At 39.7% G+C, this 17,852-nt stretch carries 14 protein-coding genes; 7 read left to right on the plus strand and 7 right to left on the minus strand.

Annotated elements, in window-relative coordinates; all coding sequences use genetic code 11:
• Positions 1–7: 7 nt before the first annotated feature.
• Together B2107_RS17880 and B2107_RS17885 are read right to left on the minus strand one after the other, a co-directional pair.
• Entirely contained in the window at positions 8–2,437 is a 2,430-nt protein-coding gene (locus tag B2107_RS17880) for a 3-hydroxyacyl-CoA dehydrogenase/enoyl-CoA hydratase family protein (protein ID WP_293957086.1), read from the minus strand.
• A gap of 40 nt (positions 2,438–2,477) precedes the next feature.
• The gene (locus B2107_RS17885) at positions 2,478–2,918 is read right to left on the minus strand and encodes a MarR family winged helix-turn-helix transcriptional regulator (protein ID WP_293957087.1); all 441 of its coding nucleotides are present in this window, start codon (positions 2,916–2,918) and stop codon (positions 2,478–2,480) included.
• Positions 2,919–3,193: 275 nt separating this feature from the next.
• On the opposite strand from B2107_RS17885, the gene B2107_RS17890 reads away from it, so the two are divergent.
• The gene (locus tag B2107_RS17890) at positions 3,194–4,156 is read left to right on the plus strand and encodes an isopenicillin N synthase family dioxygenase (RefSeq protein WP_293957089.1); all 963 of its coding nucleotides are present in this window, start codon (positions 3,194–3,196) and stop codon (positions 4,154–4,156) included.
• 221 nt (positions 4,157–4,377) lie between these two features.
• Here the strand turns inward: B2107_RS17890 and B2107_RS17895 are convergent, their stop codons facing one another.
• Both B2107_RS17895 and B2107_RS17900 read right to left on the minus strand, forming a co-directional pair.
• On the minus strand, positions 4,378–4,740 hold the full coding sequence (locus B2107_RS17895) for an MmcQ/YjbR family DNA-binding protein (protein ID WP_293957091.1): 363 nt from the start codon (positions 4,738–4,740) through the stop codon (positions 4,378–4,380).
• Between the two features lie 65 nt (positions 4,741–4,805).
• Complete coding sequence (locus tag B2107_RS17900) at positions 4,806–5,360, minus strand: thioredoxin family protein (RefSeq protein ID WP_293957092.1); 555 nt, start codon at positions 5,358–5,360, stop codon at positions 4,806–4,808.
• Positions 5,361–5,586: 226 nt separating this feature from the next.
• Between B2107_RS17900 and B2107_RS17905 the strand changes: the two genes are divergently transcribed.
• The 3 genes from B2107_RS17905 (at position 5,587) to dnaK (ending at position 11,184) form a co-directional block, all read left to right on the plus strand.
• Entirely contained in the window at positions 5,587–8,274 is a 2,688-nt protein-coding gene (locus tag B2107_RS17905) for a TonB-dependent receptor (RefSeq protein WP_293957093.1), read from the plus strand.
• A complete protein-coding gene (locus B2107_RS17910; protein WP_293957094.1) occupies positions 8,267–9,148 on the plus strand; it encodes a GLPGLI family protein in 882 nt (293 codons plus the stop codon). The genes B2107_RS17905 and B2107_RS17910 overlap by 8 nt, the downstream gene beginning before the upstream one ends.
• A gap of 131 nt (positions 9,149–9,279) precedes the next feature.
• Positions 9,280–11,184, plus strand: coding sequence for a molecular chaperone DnaK (gene dnaK / locus B2107_RS17915; protein WP_293957095.1), 1,905 nt, complete (start codon positions 9,280–9,282; stop codon positions 11,182–11,184).
• A gap of 114 nt (positions 11,185–11,298) precedes the next feature.
• On the opposite strand, the gene B2107_RS17920 is transcribed toward dnaK, so the two are convergent.
• From B2107_RS17920 to B2107_RS17930, 3 genes are all read right to left on the minus strand, one after another.
• A complete protein-coding gene (locus B2107_RS17920; RefSeq protein WP_293957096.1) occupies positions 11,299–11,982 on the minus strand; it encodes a TIGR02117 family protein in 684 nt (227 codons plus the stop codon).
• Between the two features lie 97 nt (positions 11,983–12,079).
• Positions 12,080–12,991 (minus strand): sugar phosphate nucleotidyltransferase, encoded by a 912-nt coding sequence (locus tag B2107_RS17925; RefSeq protein WP_293957098.1) that lies wholly within the window; start codon positions 12,989–12,991, stop codon positions 12,080–12,082.
• Between the two features lie 134 nt (positions 12,992–13,125).
• Positions 13,126–14,667 (minus strand): helicase HerA-like domain-containing protein, encoded by a 1,542-nt coding sequence (locus tag B2107_RS17930; RefSeq protein WP_293957099.1) that lies wholly within the window; start codon positions 14,665–14,667, stop codon positions 13,126–13,128.
• A gap of 234 nt (positions 14,668–14,901) precedes the next feature.
• On the opposite strand from B2107_RS17930, the gene B2107_RS17935 reads away from it, so the two are divergent.
• From B2107_RS17935 to B2107_RS17945, 3 genes are all read left to right on the plus strand, one after another.
• Positions 14,902–15,174: a hypothetical protein gene (locus B2107_RS17935; RefSeq protein ID WP_293957100.1), complete on the plus strand. Its 273-nt coding sequence runs from the start codon at positions 14,902–14,904 to the stop codon at positions 15,172–15,174.
• A 230-nt stretch (positions 15,175–15,404) separates the two neighbouring features.
• Positions 15,405–16,946 (plus strand): SulP family inorganic anion transporter, encoded by a 1,542-nt coding sequence (locus B2107_RS17940; RefSeq protein ID WP_293957102.1) that lies wholly within the window; start codon positions 15,405–15,407, stop codon positions 16,944–16,946.
• Positions 16,947–17,154: 208 nt separating this feature from the next.
• Positions 17,155–17,802 carry a carbonic anhydrase gene (locus tag B2107_RS17945; RefSeq protein ID WP_293957103.1) on the plus strand — a complete coding sequence of 216 codons (648 nt, stop codon included), beginning with the start codon at positions 17,155–17,157 and terminating at the stop codon, positions 17,800–17,802.
• Positions 17,803–17,852 lie beyond the last annotated feature (50 nt).

Raw genomic sequence — 17,852 nt, forward strand, 5'->3', positions numbered from 1 at the left:
AGTGATTTTAGTTCCGTAAAGGCTTACCCTTGGTCAGCATAAATTGAATCCTTTCAAGCGTTTTGCGTTCGGCACAAAGCTCGAGGAAAGTTTTACGCTCTAGATCCAATAGATATTGTTCAGACACTTCGGTCGGTGACGATAAATTTCCACCACACATCACCCAACCTAGTTTTTCTGAGATCTTTCGATCATAATCAGAGATATAATTACCTTCACGCATTGATGAAGCCCCCACATACACGATCCCTAATCCTTGGTTTCCTAAAACCTTGATATCATTGCGTGGAGCAGGCTGAACATAACCCTCATCAGCCAATTCCAGTGCCTTTGCTTTGGCATCTGCCAAAAGGCGGGCCCGGTTCATTGTAATTGCAAATTTATCTTTCTGCAAATAGCCGAGTTCATAGGCTTCATAAGCAGAAGTCGAAACTTTCGCCTGCCCAATGGTCAGGAATTTATCTTTCAGGGTGTTCTGAACAATCTGATCCTCCTTAAATTCCTCCGAGGCACGTAATGTAAATTCTTTGGTTCCACCGCCACCGGGAATAACACCAACGCCAAGTTCAACCAAGCCCATATAGGTTTCGGCGTGAGCCTGCACAAAATCAGCATGCATGGAGAATTCACAGCCCCCACCGAGGGTCATTTGAAATGGCGCAACGACTACAGGTATTGACGAATAGCGTAAGCGCATGGATGTATTTTGAAAGGCACGGACTGCCATATTCAATTCATCAAAATCCTGTTCTACGGCCATCATGAAAATCATTCCGATGTTGGCGCCAGCGGAGAAATTTTTCCCATCATTAGAAACTACCAATCCGCGGTATTCTTTTTCGGCAAGATCGATCGCTTTATTCAAACCTTGAATCACATCGCCACCAATGGTATTCATCTTCGTGTGGAATTCACAATTGATAATACCATCACCGAGATCTATAATGGAAACACCTGTATTTTTCCAGATCGTTTTACTTTCACGGATATGATCCAACACAATAAGTTCCTCTGTTCCGGGAATAGGCTTATACGACTTCGATGCAATATCATAATAATGGCGCACGCCATTTTCAATTTTATAGAAAGATTCATGTCCTGCATCTAGCATTTCATGTACCCAGGGCGCAACTTCACCATTTTGACCTGGAAGTCGTTTTTCTTCTGCCTTAATTTTAGCTAACGTCTCGCGAACACCTAAAGCATCCCATACTTCAAATGGTCCTAACTCCCATCCAAATCCAGCTCGCATAGCATCATCAATGCGGAAGAAGTCATCTGTAATTTCGGGAACACGGCGTGATACATATTCAAACAATGGATAATGCATGGCACGGAAAAGTTCCGCCGCTTTATCGCTCCCTTGTTCATATACTTTCATCCGCTTGCGGATATCCTCCACAGGCTTGGTGGCTTCCAAAGTAGCTGATTTCACTTTTTGTTGTGAACCAAATTCCAGTGTTTTTAGATTTAGAGACAAAATCTCCGAATTACCATCGGCAGCTTTTACTTTTTCATAAAACCCTTTCTTGGTTTTCTCACCCAACCATTTATTCTCTACCATCTTACTGATGAATGCTGGAAGTTGAAAGACACCCTTGGCTTCATCTTCTGGCGCATTTTGCGCCAGGCCATTGGCAACATTCACCAGGGTATCAAGCCCTACAACATCAGCCGTACGAAAAGTCGCCGATTTGGGATGCCCCATTGCAGGACCTGTATATTTGTCGACCTCCTCAACGGTCAATCCAAGAGGTTCCACTAAATGAGTAACCGCCAACATCGAATAAACACCGATACGATTACCAATAAACGCCGGAGTGTCTTTACATAACACAACCGATTTACCCAACATCTTGTCACCAAAGTGAAGTATAAAGTCAACAACCTCGGGCTTGGTATGCGGTGTTGGAATAACTTCCAATAAAGGGAGATAGCGCGGCGGATTGAAGAAGTGTGTGCCGCAGAAATGATCTTTAAAATCCTCACTTCGCCCTTCTGTCATTAAATGAATAGGGATACCAGAAGTATTGGAAGTAATTAATGTTCCAGGTTTACGAAATTGCTCAACACGCTCGAAAACAGATTGTTTAACATCAAGTCGCTCAACGACAACCTCGATAATCCAATCCACGTGGGCAATATCTTTAAGATTATCATCAAAGTTTCCTGTTTTGATTCGTTTAACAAAAGACTTGCTATAAATTGGCGATGGATTTGTTTTTAAAGCCGTTTCTAAAGAACTGTTAACAATACGATCCCGGACGATCTTGCTCTCCAACGTGAGGCCCTTGGCTTCTTCCGCTGGGAGAAGCTCACGCGGAACGATATCCAACAGTAAAACTTCAACACCAATGTTAGCAAAATGACAAGCAATTCGCGAGCCCATAACACCCGAACCGAGAACTGCCACTTTTCTAATATTTCTGTTCATCATAACATATTTAGTATGCACTTCTGTACATTTGGTTTAAATTCTAGACGATTACTTCTTCCTTGTAGTTGTTTGCAAGATCATTTAGTTTCGCTAGCGAAGCAATCAATTGTTCACGCTCATTTTCTGAAAAATTATCCGCTAGATATTGATTGAAATTACGCACGACATCTTTAGCAATTCTCCTTTTTTCACGACCTAGTTCTGTCAAATATACTTTGACAGATCTTTTATCCGTTTCGCTAGTCTCACGGTAAATAAATCCCAGCGACTCCAAATTATTCAACACCCGAGACAAACTAGTTGTTTTAACTCCCGTCAGATTTGCAATCTGGGAAACAGGCGTACCTTCTTTATGGATATTTATCAAAATATAACCCGCCGCTTGGGTAAAACCGTACTGCGAAGCGATTTGATTGTATTTATTGGCTATGGTCTGCCAGCCTGTTTTTAAAAAATAATCAATTGTCTGATTTTGGTTCATAAGTGCACTCTCAAGCTATTTATTATGCTTGCATAACAAATATACTTGTTAAGAATTAGAATAGCAACAATCAACTTACAAATTTTGTCATATATTCGTCAGCATCATGACGGTAGATAAGTTAAGCGAAACTACGAACACCACTGAAATGTGGAAAACTTTTAAATACTGATATACAGAACGATACAACACAGCTCAAAACTTTTATTAACAACCTTTATGTAATAATCAAAATTAATTCCGTTAACTTTGTCCTAAACAAATATCAACACTGTATGGCTTTAGTAAACATACCGCGCTTGGACTTGCAGCATTACACACAAGGAACCCAAGAACAAAGAAATCAATTTATTCAAGATATTGGCAAAGCGTTTAACGAAACGGGCTTTGTAACGATTGCAAATCATGGTTTATCAAAAGATCTGATAGAGGAGCTGTACCAAGTAGTGCCTGAATTTTTCAGCTTACCTACTGAGACGAAGGAAAAATATGAGTTTCCGGAATTGGCAGGTCAGCGTGGTTATACAGCAAAAGGAAGAGAAAAAGCTAAAGATGCAAAGACTCCTGACTTAAAAGAATTTTGGCAGCGCGGCCAAACTATCGTTGGCGAAGAATATTCCAAATCTGATTTCCCGGACAATCCAGAAGTTGCTGAAATTCCTCGCTTTAACGGTGTTACAGCTGAGGTTTATAAAAAGCTTGAAGATACAGGCCGGGAATTATTAAAAGCGATTGCGACCTACCTTGACCTCGAAGAGAATTACTTCGAAAAATTTGTTATCAATGGTAATTCTATTCTACGTGCGATCCATTACTTCCCTATCAATGATCCTGATGCCTTAGCGCCTGACGCTGTTCGTGCAGGTGCACACGAAGACATCAACCTCATTACGTTATTAATTGGTGCCAGTGCGGATGGTCTCGAAGTATTGACAAAAGATGGCGAATGGTTCCCTATTAAAGCCAAAGGCGAAGATATTGTTATTAATGTGGGCGATATGTTGCAACGATTAACAAATAATAAGCTGAAATCAACAACGCACCGTGTTGTCAATCCTCCACGGGAAAAGATGGGAACTTCTCGTTTTTCTATCCCTTTCTTTTTGCACCCAAAATCCTCCATGAGCCTGGCTTCACTAGCATCATGCATCGATGCAGAGCACCCTAAAGTTTACGAAGATTATACAGCCGGTCAATACTTGGATGAGCGGTTAAGAGAAATCGGATTGAAAATGTAACTGAATAGGCTACGTACCGTATATAAAAGTCCGTTAGTTAATTTCTAGCGGACTTTTTTTATAAAATGGAGCGATTCGGGACCTGTCCGACGGCTGCACACTAGGCGCCCACTATTAGAGTAGGCAAACATTGGCCCCACAGTAGGCGAACAGTAGAGAATACTAGGGCTTTCACAAGCAAGATACGAATAGATGGCGAATAAGTGTTTAAGAAGGGGCTATCAACCGCCCTTGATCTCCTGCTTAATTTTAGTCGGCAAGCTTTCCACTATTAGACTATAACTATGCAAAATTAGTTCTTCAAGCTTTTTGTCATCCAGTTCTCGATTGGCAATAATCGTATTCCAATGTTTTTTATTCATATGATAGCCTGGTAGCACTGTATGTTCGTACTTTTCACGCAATTCAACTGCTATTTCGGGATCACACTTTACATTAAACCGAAGTTCATCGATCTGATCCAGCCCAACCAATAAAAAAATTTTGCCGCCAATCTTAAATACAAGTGTATCCGGACCAAATGGAGTCTCTTCTACGACTGGACCGATCGATAAACAATAATCTCTTAAATCTTCAATGTTCATATTTTATTGGATTTAGCTTAACATCACATTACCAAACCATGACAAGGAAAAAAATGTACTTTCCCTTATTTTTCTAGCACTGACTGGATTTCCTGTTGAATAGCGCCCCCTTTATCGGTATTATACCACTTTTGAATTTCTTCTTTAATTCCAGAAAAATCCATTCCCTGCTCTTTCAACTTCAAGAACAATTCCTGACAAGCTGCGGGGCGTGGTCCCCAGACAGCTAAATCTTGTCCATTTTCGTCACGTATCACAAGAATCGGAATAGATTTTCCACCGTTAGTTAAATACGAATCTATTAAAAAGGGAGCGCTATCTCGCAATTGGATATCGACAGTAACATTGGGATTTTGGGCTGCCATCTTAGCGAGCATCGGTACAGAATGCGCTGCATCCCCACACCAAGGCTCAGTAATAATAATCCATTGTTGCTTTTCTGCAATTGACTTCACAAACTGTTCAAAAGCCGAAGTTGGCTCAAATCGCTTTATCCAACGACCCATTCTGGCCCAATTCATTTTAGTGTATTGATAATATTCTTCATCTTGATAAGTGGGGTGATTCTCAGGATGGTTTAAGATATCTTCGAATAGTTGCAAGTAATTTTCAAAAGTCATAACATCAATTTTATGCAAAGGTAAATTTTACTTTCAACTTTCTCAACATACCTAGTGGCAACTGTCTGTATTGAATGCAATAAAAAAATAGAATGCTCCAAAACTCCCTTTAAAGAAATAAAGAATTGAAATACCGACACCATATACCAAAGATTTTACATTCAGAAAAGATATTTTACATTTATTAACGATTAAGTAAATTATATTTGAAGGATAACACCCGGACATGAAAAGATTAGTTCAATTACTATTTTTGCTATTTACCCTCATCAACAGCGCTCACTCGCAAATAAACATCAAGGGAAGGATTTTAGACAAGGCAGATGACAAGCCTCTAACTCATGCTTCCATTATTCTACTGAACCGCGATTCAGTCCTCCGTTATTTTAACCGCGCCAATGAAGAAGGAAGATTTCAAATTAAAAATATCAAACCTGGGAGTTACATTATGCTGGCCACCTATCCCAAGTTTGAGCTCTATAGTGATACGATTCAAATTGCAGACAAAGATCTCGACTTGCACGATATCAAAATAAATTCTCAAAGAAATGTTTTGCAGGAGGTGATTGTCACCCGTCGTCTTCCAATTACGCTCAAAGGTGACACCATAGAATATGATGCAGGAAGTTTTGCAACAGAAAAGAATGCCAAATTAGAAGATTTACTTCGTCGTTTACCTGGTTTCACCGTTACGGGAGATGGAAGTATCACGGCGCAGGGAAAATCAGTACAGAAGGTCTTTATTGATGGGGAGGAATTTTTTGGTTATGACCCTAAAATAGCCATTAGAAATGTACGGGCAGATGCTGTGGACAAGGTACAGCTTTATGAGAAAAAATCGGAGGAGGCCGAGCTTTCGGGCATCGATGATGGCGTAAGGATCCAAACGGTTAACGTTGTACTTAAGGAGAAAGCTCGAAAAGGTCTCTTTGGTAACATGGAGGCCTTAGGAGGATCCCAAGGACTGTATGCTGGAAATCTCTTTGCTGCCAAGTTTAATAAAACCGAGCGTATTGGCGTTACTGCCAGCCACAATAATATGGGTAGTTCCAGCGGTCGTGAGGGCTCTCTTCGAATGAACAACCAAATTACGGGCGAACCACTAAACACCAACCTTGGCGCCAACTATGAAAATCAGTTCTTCAAAAAAGCCCTAAAAGTAAACGCCAATTATGGTTACGATAACAGCAGTGACAAAAATCGTTCGGAAACTTACAATAAAAATGTGCTACCCGACGAATCTATTCAACAAAAAAACAGTAAAAATTATAATGAAAGGCACAGCCGAAGTAATAGTTTCAGGTCAAACCTTAGTATGCGATTGGATTCCACACAACATATCGAACTTCAATCCAACGCCAATTGGGCTAACAGTGATAACCTTACCTATAACGACAGCAAAACAGGTGATGAATCAGGTAACCTGATCAGTGACTTTAGCGAGAACAATCAATCCAATTCTTCAAGCTCCAACAACAGTTTTCGCTTGAATTATAGAAAACGATTAAAAGCGGGTCGTTCTGTCAACCTTATGGTTGGGAATAGTCACAAAGAGTCAAATTCAGACAGTAAAGTAAATTCAAGAACTTATTTCTACAAAACAGGAGATAGTACTATTATTGACCAAAATCGATATGGTCAAAATAATGGTAATGATTTCTCTACCTCAATAAATTTCAATAACCGTATTAACGATTACGTCAATCTAGCTCTCGGCTATAGTTTCAATCATTCGAAGAATACAAACATACAGAGATCGATAAACAATATCACGCAAAAGTTTGATTCACTATATTCGCAAAATCAAATCGACAATAACTCCAATCAAGGTGTTAATATTCACTTTTCCTATCGCAGAGAAAAGTGGGAAATAAACTTTTCAAACCGTACGTTCTTTAAGAATCAAAAGTTAAGCGATAGTTACAGATCAATCGATCTCGCACGTAATTTCTGGGACAACAATTTAAATGTAGATGCCAATTATCGCCTTTCAAACAGCAAAAATTTACGTTTTGCTTATCAGAGTTCAAATATTATTCCGTCGTTTGATCAGTTACAGCCTTTACAACCTCAGACCAATCCTTTGTTTCAACAAGTTGGTAATCCTGACCTAAAACGTGCCGTTAACAATAATATTTCGGCCAATTATAATGCTTTCAGTTTATTAAAAGGAACCAATATTAATATCAACGGTAACTTATCTTTTGTGAACAATCCTATTGTTAACAAAACAACCATATTGGACAACTCGGCACAAATCAGTACTTATGAAAATCTATCCGGTAAATCCAACTGGAACGGCGGATTGAATATTAACCATATGCAGACTCTGTCCAATCGACGTATCAATTTTAACAAAAGTGCAAACGTTAGGTTTAACAATAGTTATAGTTATACCAAGTTTGAAGGGGGGCAATCCGGCGGCGAGTTTCTGCTGAACAATGCAAAGAACGCCAATTTTAGCCTAGGGTCGAGCTTAAACGAGCAAGATTCAGAAGGATTTGATTTTGACTTTTCTGCAAATGCGGGCTTTAATATTCAGCAAAATTCAATCAACAAACAGTTCAACGCTACAAGTTTTCAAGGCGGAACTTCTACCTACGTTAAATACTTCTTACCCAAAAAGTTTAATATTGTAGCAAACATTTTCTATAGCTACACAGGACCAACGAAACTTTATAAGAAATCAATCAATCAATTTTATACCAATATCGAATTGGAGAAAAAAGTACTGAAAGATGAGAGCATGACGCTAAGTGTAAAGGCTTTTGACATTTTCAACACATTTAATAATACACGCCGTAGTGCAAGTGACACCAACTATTCCGAATCTGTTCAACAGGTATTGACGCAGTATTTTTTGGTCGGTGTAAAATGGGATTTCAACAAATATCTAGGGAAAGGAAATGATTAAAAAAATATATTTAACTGTACTGATCTGCTGTATGTGCGGATTATCGCTTCAGGCGCAATATGCCTATTTTGGAAGCAGAGGCACGATCAGTTTTGATAAGGTCACTTATACAAAAGCGCGCCTGCGGCAGATGTCAAACGACATGAATCCGAAAGGGATGGACAGAGATGGAGGAATACTGGACTATCTGGATAAAATGCCTGATTCGCACACAGAAAAATTGAAATTGTACTTTGATGAGAATTCAACGGTATTAATGCCCGAGGAAAATGTGGGAAGTGAAAAGCAAAGTAACGCAATAAAAATGACTGCACCGAAAGCTACTTCTGCCAATGGTCGAGGGGGCAGATTTCAGGGGGCAGCTCGATCTGGCCCAACCCCGAGAGGACAATTTAGAGGTGGAGCTAAAAATGGTAAAGTCCTTTATCAGGATCTGAAAGCAGGCACCGCAGATATTCAGCTTGATATTGACGAGAAATACATTCTTTCGGAAACACTGGATAGCATTACTTGGCGGTTCACCGAGGAATACCGAAATATTGCCGGTGTAAACTGCCGCCGGGTGAATGGTGCCACCAAAGATTCATTGTATCTGATTGCCTATTATTCGGAAGAAATCCCTGTCTCAGCAGGACCGGCCTTAAGTCACGGTCTCCCTGGGATGATAATAGGTCTCGTGATTCCTGAAATGCATATTCAATACTGGGCTACAGCTATTGAATATACCAATAAACTTGCGCCTTCTGAGTGGCGGGATAAGAAATCAAAAAAAATGGAACTTAATGAATTCTCGGAAATATTTGGCAGATATATGCCACGCAATCGACAAAACGAGTCAGCAAAAAAAAGGATTTTAGAGCAACTGGTGTATTGAAAATGTCAGTTTGGCAGTACCTAAAGACAAATAGATGACAAATAGTGATTTTTTTAAAAAAAAGTCGGATTGGCATAAGGGTTGATAATAGAGTGATAGATTTGTTTAAGTAAAAAATTAAAACACAAGATATGTCTAAAATTATAGGAATTGACTTAGGTACTACAAACTCATGTGTTGCCGTAATGGAAGGTAACGAGCCTGTAGTAATTACGAACAACGAAGGTAAACGTACAACTCCTTCGATCGTAGCTTTCGTAGAGGGTGGCGAGCGCAAAGTTGGGGACCCAGCAAAGCGTCAAGCAATTACTAACCCACATAAAACTATTTATTCCATCAAACGTTTTATGGGACTTTCATACGATGAAGCGTTAAAAGAAGCTGAACACGTACCTTATAATATCGTTAAAGGTGACAATAACACACCCCGCGTAGAAATTGACGACCGCAAATATACACCACAAGAGATCTCTGCTATGGTTCTTCAAAAAATGAAGAAAACAGCTGAAGATTTCTTAGGTCAAGAAGTAACTGAAGCTGTTATTACAGTTCCTGCGTATTTCAACGACGCACAACGTCAAGCAACCAAAGAAGCTGGTGAAATCGCTGGTTTATCTGTAAAACGTATCATCAACGAACCTACAGCAGCAGCTTTAGCGTATGGTTTGGACAAAGCACACAAAGACATGAAAATTGTTGTGTTTGACTGTGGTGGTGGTACTCATGACGTTTCTGTACTAGAATTAGGTGACGGAGTCTTTGAGGTTAAATCTACTGACGGTGACACACACTTAGGTGGTGATGACTTTGATAACGTAATCATCAACTGGTTGAATGAAGAATTCAAAAGCGAAAACAATGGCTTTGACTTGAAAAAAGACCCAATGGCATTGCAACGTTTGAAAGAAGCTGCTGAGAAAGCGAAAATTGAGTTATCAAGCGCAACTTCTACTGAAATCAACTTGCCATATATCACTGCTGATGCAACTGGTCCAAAACACTTAGTTCGTTCATTGTCTCGCGCTAAATTTGAGGCTTTGGCAGCTGACTTGATTAAGAGAACAATTGCTCCTTGTGAGTCTGCATTGAAAAATGCTGGTTTCAGCAAATCTGATATTGATGAAATTATCTTAGTAGGTGGTTCTACTCGTATCCCTGCAATCGTTGATGCGGTAAAAGCATTCTTCGGAAAAGAGCCTTCTAAAGGTGTAAACCCGGATGAAGTTGTCGCTTTAGGTGCTGCTATCCAAGGTGGTGTATTGACAGGTGAAGTAAAAGACGTTTTATTATTGGATGTAACTCCACTTTCATTGGGTATTGAGACAATGGGTGGTGTGATGACTAAATTGATCGAAGCAAATACAACAATTCCAACTAAAAAATCGGAAACGTTCTCTACTGCTTCAGACAATCAGCCGTCTGTAGAAATTCACATCTTACAAGGTGAGCGTCCTATGGCAAACCAAAACCGTACAATCGGCCGTTTCCATTTGAATGACATTCCACCAGCTCCTCGTGGCGTTCCTCAAATCGAAGTTACTTTTGATATTGATGCGAATGGTATCATCAAAGTATCTGCGAAAGATAAAGCTACTGGAAAAGAACAAAATATCCGCATTGAAGCATCTTCAGGTTTGTCTGATGACGAAATCAAACGTATGAAAGAAGAAGCTGAAGCTAATGCTGATGCTGACAAAAAAATGAAAGAAGAAGCTGACAAAGTAAATGCAGCTGACGCTTTAATCTTCTCAACTGAAAAACAATTGAAAGAATATGGCGATAAAATTTCAGCAGATAAAAAAGCGCCAATTGAAGCTGGCTTAACAAAACTAAAAGCTGCTTACGAAGCGAAAAACTTTACTGATATCGATGCTGCTTCTGAAGAATTGCAAAATGCTTGGAATGCTGCCTCTGAAGAAATGTATGCTGCTTCTCAAGGTGGTGCACAACAACCTCAAGGTGATGCAGGTCAAGCTCAAGGTGGAAACCAAGGTGGTGATGATGTAACTGACGTAGATTACGAAGAAGTGAAGTAATCACTCCTCCCCATAAAAAAAGCTCCGGGACATTAATCCTGGAGCTTTTTTTATTTTAACCCTGTCGCTTATCGATTTCTCAACATTCAACAACTACTTTTTATACGCTTCGAGCTATTGCTTGTTTTTATAGTGACTTAATATTCCTTTATCGAATGTAGCCCATATTCCAGCGGGCATTGCAGCCTTCTTTAAGGCATTATTTGTCCAGGTATTGCAGGAATAAAACATACTATAGGCACCTTTCGCTTCATAAAATGCATCTGAATCCCCATATTGTGCATTTGTTTTTACCAAAATAGCTTTGTTTTGATTTCCGTCTAATGATTGTTTGATATATTGTATCAAATCATGATATTGTGACCTACTGATCTGGTAAGAAAAACATAATTCATCTTCCTGAACGGTATTATAATAGGTCACATGAATGGCGGACTCGCCTAATCCGAAAGCAGCGATGAATGCGATCGAGGCTTTTAGATCCTTCCATTCGGGCGTATCCAAATAAAATCCTTTGTCCCCCCAGCCGATCCCAACATATTGGTATCCGTGATGTTTTCCGGTCGTATTTTCATAAGGAAACAATTGCGACCAATCCATCTCTTCGTTGACGACCGGTAATACAATATCGGTATGAACACCATTCGATTTGACAAATACCTGCACTGTCCTATCTCCGTTGATTTCTTTTCGCGGTGCTGAAATGCGCGACAAACTGTATTCCGCGACAATATAAAGCACGCAAAAAGACAACAATCCTAAAATAAAATAACCTAACACTTTAAGAACTTTTTTCATCTAAGATCTATTTCTACTCATTAATCTACCAAACGGGGTAAAAAAAAACCTGTATTGCTGGCAATACAGGTGAAAGATAAGCTATTTCTTTTAGCTCTTAAAATAACTTTTCAGGATAGACTCCATCCGCAACCAATTTTGATATTGATTCTTGTACAATAGGTTTATCCTCTTTATAGGTTACTCCAAACCATTTCGATGAAGTTGGAATTACTTTGAAATCCGCCAACTTATGTTTAACCATATAATCAGGTACGGAAGGAATAAAAAATTCAGCTTTTAAATTTTCTTTGTTTTCCTCAACAAAAGCAGGGAACATCGCTTGTGCTACTTCGAAAATTTTTGGTGTAAAACCCCAAAAGTTCATTGAAACACGCGTTTTCGGATCAAGATCCGTTTCCACCCCATTTTCCTCGTACACGATTTTGCGGTTATCCCCTTCGCCTTTATAATATATATTTGTCCGTTCAGTTACACTTTCCATATGGCCAGAAGGCGTCACCTCACATACTCCACGCGAGACATAACCATAATCAGACATGGTATTTCCAACCTGAAAACCCATTAATGACATCTGCTGGTCAGAAACCTCGGTCGTTAAGAATTCAGCCATTTTTTGAAAAGAATCGGCCCCGTAAAAATCATCTGCATTGATGACACAAAATGGTTCCTTAACTTTATCTTTGGCACTCATCACCGCATGTGCTGTACCCCAAGGTTTAGTTCTTTCAATCACATGATTGACACCAAATTTCGTTAGGTCAAAATCTTGAAAAGCATAATCTACTTCTATTTTACCCTTCAATTTTTCATCAAATACTGCTTTCATTTTTTCCAGAAATTCTTCCCGGATAATGAATACAACTTTTCCAAATCCTGCGCGAATGGCATCGTAAATTGAATAGTCAATAATTGTCTCGCCGTGTGGGCCAAAACCATCTACTTGTTTTAAAGAACCATACCGGCTAGCCATTCCTGCTGCCAAAATCAAAAGGGTTGGTTTACTCATATTTAAATTGCGTTAATAGAATTTTCTTCTCGTGGGTAAACTTAGCTAAATTTGCCTTTAAAAGCAAATTTCGGCAAGCTCAGTGCTACCCTCAAAGGTATAGTATTGAAACGAAAAAGATCAAAAAATTAGTATTATTTCTTTTTTAAGAATGCGTTTAATAATCCCGCCGCTAATTTGCCCAAAAACTTCACCCCTTCGCGCGCTAAAGTCGTTGTAGCAGTTCGTTGTGCGGCTTCCAAAGGAGTCTGTCTTCGAGAAGTGGGCCGACTCGCTTTTTCCGCTTTTTTTTCCTGGGCCGCGCGTTGTTCTTCCTGTGCTGCAGCCTGGATTCGTTCTTCTATGATTTCAGCCGCAGAGCGATTTTCTTGCCGCTCTTGGTATTTAACTTTTAAATCAGACTGATTGATCATTTGTTGGATTGTTGCGCCACTTGCAGGCCCCATCACGGCACGGGCAGGTACCAAATGCGTAGCAACAACCTCTGTGGGGATACCTTTATCATTCAATACGGTAATCAATGCCTGTCCTGTCCCTAAGGAGGTTAAGACTTGATCAATTTCATAAAAGTCGGATTTGGGATATGTTTTAACAATCTTCTTTAAGTTTTCAGCATCGTTGGGTGTAAAAGCACGCAGGGCATGTTGTACGCGATTTCCCAACTGCGCCAATACAGATTCTGGCACATCGGTTGGGGACTGTGTACAGAAGAACACCCCGACCCCTTTCGATCGAATAAGACGAATGATCTGATCAACCTGTGTGAGAAAGGCTTTAGGAGCTCCGTTAAACAGTAGATGGGCTTCGTCAAAGAAAAAGACAAGTTTAGGTTTGTCCAAATCGCCAACCTCAGGCATATTTTTAAACAGCTGTGCAAGTAAGCTTAACAAAAATGTAGAATAAAGTATGGGTTGGTCTTGTACATCGGAGATATTTAATAAGCTAATCACGCCCTTACCATCTACCTTTTGAAACAAATCGTTGATGTCAAATTCTCTCTCACCAAAAATATGCGCTAGACCTTGCTGTTCCAATGCAACGATCTTACGTAAGATGGTTCCCGAGCTGGCGGAGCTAATCTTACCGTAATCATTTTTTATCTCTTCGCTACCCGGTCCTTCCGAGAGGTAGGTAAGCAATTTCTTCGTGTCTGAAAAATCGATCAAAGGCATTTGTTGATCCTGCGCATATTTAAACATAGCCGCTAATACGCCCGTTTGCGTTTCATTGAGCTCCAGTATCCGGCCCAGCAATACCGGTCCAAAGTCCTCTACAGTCATCCGCATAGGAATTCCTTTGTTGCCAGAAAGTGAGTACAATTCAACGGGAAACGATGATGGCTCAAATGGTATGCCCACAGCACTTCCGCGGTCAATAAGTGCCTGATTAGTCAGTCCTGGCTCTGCTAAACCTGATAAGTCGCCTTTGACATCCAGCATAAATACAGGTACAGCGGCATCCGACAATTGCTCGGCGATTAACTGTAACGTACGCGTTTTACCTGTGCCTGTAGCGCCAGCAATAAGACCGTGACGGTTCATCATTTTCAACGCCAAATTCACTTTTGCTTCAGATTGAATTTCCCCATTCAGAATCCCTGCACCCAGATAAATGAATGCTCCTTTGGGGTTATAGGATACCTTTACTTGCTCAATAAATTGTTCTTTATTTGCCATACCTAAGGCTTTAAATGTATAAATCAATAAACATTGAAAAACGTTTCATAAAAATAATTTCTTCGTCACAATTTAGTGCCAAAATATATTTTTTAGTGCACTACTAATTTGAATTTAACATGGAATTGCTATTTTTACGATGTAAAACAGTAAAACTAAAGGTAATAAAAAATGTTAAATAAGCGGTTTAGATTTGTGGCAGCGTTCCTTTGCGCGATCATCTTTTTCACAAAGATGGCTATATCTATTTCACCTATTTTTTCCAATAGTTTAGATCAAAGTACAATCTTACAGGTTGTTTTACAACTGGAAATCGAGAACAATAATGGCGCGAGTAATGATACACTCGAGACGGCCTCAAAATTTTTCAATACGAAGTCAGAAGAACCTATTGTATTCGAAACTATAATCGTTGAGAACCAAGGAAAACAAAAGAATTATCTTAAAAATGAGAAAAGCATTCTAGCTTTTCATCCTACGGTTCCAACACCCCCTCCTAACGTATAATGACATCCTATCGGGATGTTTTCCTATCGACCTGCACGCGAAAGAAAAAGCGTGTACGCATTCTTGATTTTTCTTAAGCATTCTTTACGCTGGCACGATCGGTCTATTGTTGACCTTTTGAGTGCAGTGGGTGCGTTGATGCTCCGGGACAATAAGCTCTCGATGCGTTATTGCTGCAGCTATTGATAGTTGCTTAATGAAAACTTTATTTACAGATAAACACAAATTTTATGTTTGGAACTCGTACGTCGGCTTTTCTAAAATTATCGAAAAGAGACTTAAAATATGACTTCCCTGCTAGTGTTGTGGTGTTTTTGGTGGCACTTCCATTATGTTTGGGAATTGCAATGGCCTCAGGTGCGCCATTGTTTGCAGGATTATTGACAGGTGTAATTGGTGGAATCGTGGTCGCTTCCATCAGTAAATCACCACTCAGTGTAAGTGGACCAGCTGCCGGTCTAACTGTTATAGTCTTAGGTGCTATTCAAAGCCTAGGTGCATATGAAACCTTTCTACTTGCCGTCGTTATTGCTGGCATAATACAAATCATTCTGGGTATATTAAAAGCTGGAATGATAGGCAATTATTTCCCCTCAGCAGTCATTGTAGGGATGCTTGCGGCAATCGGTATTACGATTATCATGAAACAAATTCCTTTAGCATTGGGTTTGGTGGAATCACATGCCTTTGAAGTGAATAATGGGCATGGTATCGGTGCTTATTTTGACACGATAGTCTCAGCAATCAACTTTGGTGCATTGACCATCTGTGCGCTGTCTTTAGCGATTCTTATCTTTTGGCCAGCGATTCCAAAGCTCAATAAAGTTCCAGCCCCGTTGGTGGTGGTAATTTTAGGTGTCAGCTTAGCTTACCTTTTCAACGGATCAGCATTCCAATTGCATGAAAAGCAATTTGTTTTAGTTCCGGTTGTAGGTTCTTTCTCGGAGTTCACGGGTTTATTTACACTTCCGGATTTTACACAGGTAGTGAACAAAGAGGTGTGGATTGCGGCGTTTACCATTGCGATTATCGCTAGCCTTGAAACTTTATTGAGCATCGAAGCTGTGGATAAAATAGATCCTTACAAAAGAAATACACCAACCAACCGCGAACTTGTTGCGCAGGGAATCGGTAATATGACCAGCGGACTTTTAGGGGGCCTACCCTTAACATCTGTTATCGTTCGCTCATCGGCAAACGTCAATGCGGGAGGAAAAACGAGACAATCTGCCATTATGCATGGTCTTTGGCTTTTGGTCGCTATGCTGGCAATCCCGACAATGCTAAATATGATTCCACTAGCCTGTCTAGCCGCCATTCTCCTTCATACAGGATATAAATTAGCAAAACCAAGCCTGTTCACCTCCATGTACAAAAAAGGTTTAGATCAATTTATCCCATTTTGTGTTACCATTGTAGCCATTGTTTTTACCGATTTGCTGATGGGGGTAGGTATAGGAATTGTCGTCGCAACCTGCTATATCTTGAAAGCAAATATGAAAAATGCGTTTAAATACAATATTGAAAGAGACAACGACGAAGATAAAGCTATCATTACATTAGCTGAAGAAGTATCATTTTTGAATAAAGTTCCTATTCAACAAAAATTATACAGCTTACCAAAATCGATCAGCAAGATCCGCATTGATGGGACATTCAGTAAATTTATCGATAAAGATGTTATTGAAGTCATCAAAGATTTTGAACAGAATGCAAGAAGCAAAGGAAAAGACATTGAACTTTTGCAGGTTGTTTATAAAAAGCCTTCCTAGCACCAAAACATTCATCATTGGATAGAAGCTTTGCCAGAGATCATAGTGTATGAAAGATCCTGTCGGGACGGCAGTCGTCTTTCATTGAGATCAGGAACAGTTATTCAATGAAAATAAGTTGTTTGAAGTAAACAATGAATTTAGACATTTGTATATACTAGCATAAAATAGAAACGATGCCTGCGGGCAAGAGTGAAATAAGAAAAATATGGAAAATAAAGATTTAATAATCGGATTTGACAATATCATTAAAGGGAATAAAGAGTGGATGGAATTTGTGAAAAATGACGTAACAGGGCGTTTCCAGCAGCTTGCCAAAGGGCAGAATCCAGAAATTCTTTGGATCGGCTGTGCAGATAGCCGAGTACCCGCTAATGAATTGACAGGCACAAAGCCGGGCGAGGTATTTGTACACCGTAATATTGCCAACATGGTTATTCACTCTGATATGAGTATGCTGTCGGTGTTAGACTATGCGGTCAATGTTTTAAAAGTAAAACATGTCATTATCGCGGGCCACTACGGTTGTGGTGGTGTAGCTGCCTCTCTAAGCCGCAAGCAATATGGTATTATCGACAATTGGCTTGGCCATATCAAAGATGTATATCGCTTACATAGCGCTGAGATTGATGCGATTGAAGAGCACGAAGAAAAAGTAAATCGCTTAATCGAACTTAATGTAAAAGAGCAAGTTTTTAACCTTTGTTCCACCTCAATCATTCAAAATGCATGGAAAGAACGTAATGATCTTGCAGTGCATGGTATGATTATCAATATCGGTACTGGAGAATTGATCGACCAGCATTGTACTTTCACCAACAATGATGAGCTTGGCGAAATCTTCTCGTACAAATAGCATAGTCATAATAATCGGTATAAAGGGGCAAATTGCCCCTTTATTATGCT

Source organism: Sphingobacterium sp. UBA7855 (assembly GCA_002500745.1).
GTDB lineage: Bacteria > Bacteroidota > Bacteroidia > Sphingobacteriales > Sphingobacteriaceae > Sphingobacterium.

What these genes read in the sequence shown, in the direction of transcription:
- B2107_RS17880 (WP_293957086.1), bottom strand. Translation starts at nt 2,437, where the DNA reads ATGATGAACAGAAATATTAGAAAAGTGGCAGTTCTCGGTTCGGGTGTT.
- B2107_RS17885 (WP_293957087.1), bottom strand. Translation starts at nt 2,918, where the DNA reads ATGAACCAAAATCAGACAATTGATTATTTTTTAAAAACAGGCTGGCAG.
- B2107_RS17890 (WP_293957089.1), top strand. Translation starts at nt 3,194, where the DNA reads ATGGCTTTAGTAAACATACCGCGCTTGGACTTGCAGCATTACACACAA.
- B2107_RS17895 (WP_293957091.1), bottom strand. Translation starts at nt 4,740, where the DNA reads ATGAACATTGAAGATTTAAGAGATTATTGTTTATCGATCGGTCCAGTC.
- B2107_RS17900 (WP_293957092.1), bottom strand. Translation starts at nt 5,360, where the DNA reads ATGACTTTTGAAAATTACTTGCAACTATTCGAAGATATCTTAAACCAT.
- B2107_RS17905 (WP_293957093.1), top strand. Translation starts at nt 5,587, where the DNA reads ATGAAAAGATTAGTTCAATTACTATTTTTGCTATTTACCCTCATCAAC.
- B2107_RS17910 (WP_293957094.1), top strand. Translation starts at nt 8,267, where the DNA reads ATGATTAAAAAAATATATTTAACTGTACTGATCTGCTGTATGTGCGGA.
- dnaK (WP_293957095.1), top strand. Translation starts at nt 9,280, where the DNA reads ATGTCTAAAATTATAGGAATTGACTTAGGTACTACAAACTCATGTGTT.
- B2107_RS17920 (WP_293957096.1), bottom strand. Translation starts at nt 11,982, where the DNA reads ATGAAAAAAGTTCTTAAAGTGTTAGGTTATTTTATTTTAGGATTGTTG.
- B2107_RS17925 (WP_293957098.1), bottom strand. Translation starts at nt 12,991, where the DNA reads ATGAGTAAACCAACCCTTTTGATTTTGGCAGCAGGAATGGCTAGCCGG.
- B2107_RS17930 (WP_293957099.1), bottom strand. Translation starts at nt 14,667, where the DNA reads ATGGCAAATAAAGAACAATTTATTGAGCAAGTAAAGGTATCCTATAAC.
- B2107_RS17935 (WP_293957100.1), top strand. Translation starts at nt 14,902, where the DNA reads ATGGCTATATCTATTTCACCTATTTTTTCCAATAGTTTAGATCAAAGT.
- B2107_RS17940 (WP_293957102.1), top strand. Translation starts at nt 15,405, where the DNA reads ATGTTTGGAACTCGTACGTCGGCTTTTCTAAAATTATCGAAAAGAGAC.
- B2107_RS17945 (WP_293957103.1), top strand. Translation starts at nt 17,155, where the DNA reads ATGGAAAATAAAGATTTAATAATCGGATTTGACAATATCATTAAAGGG.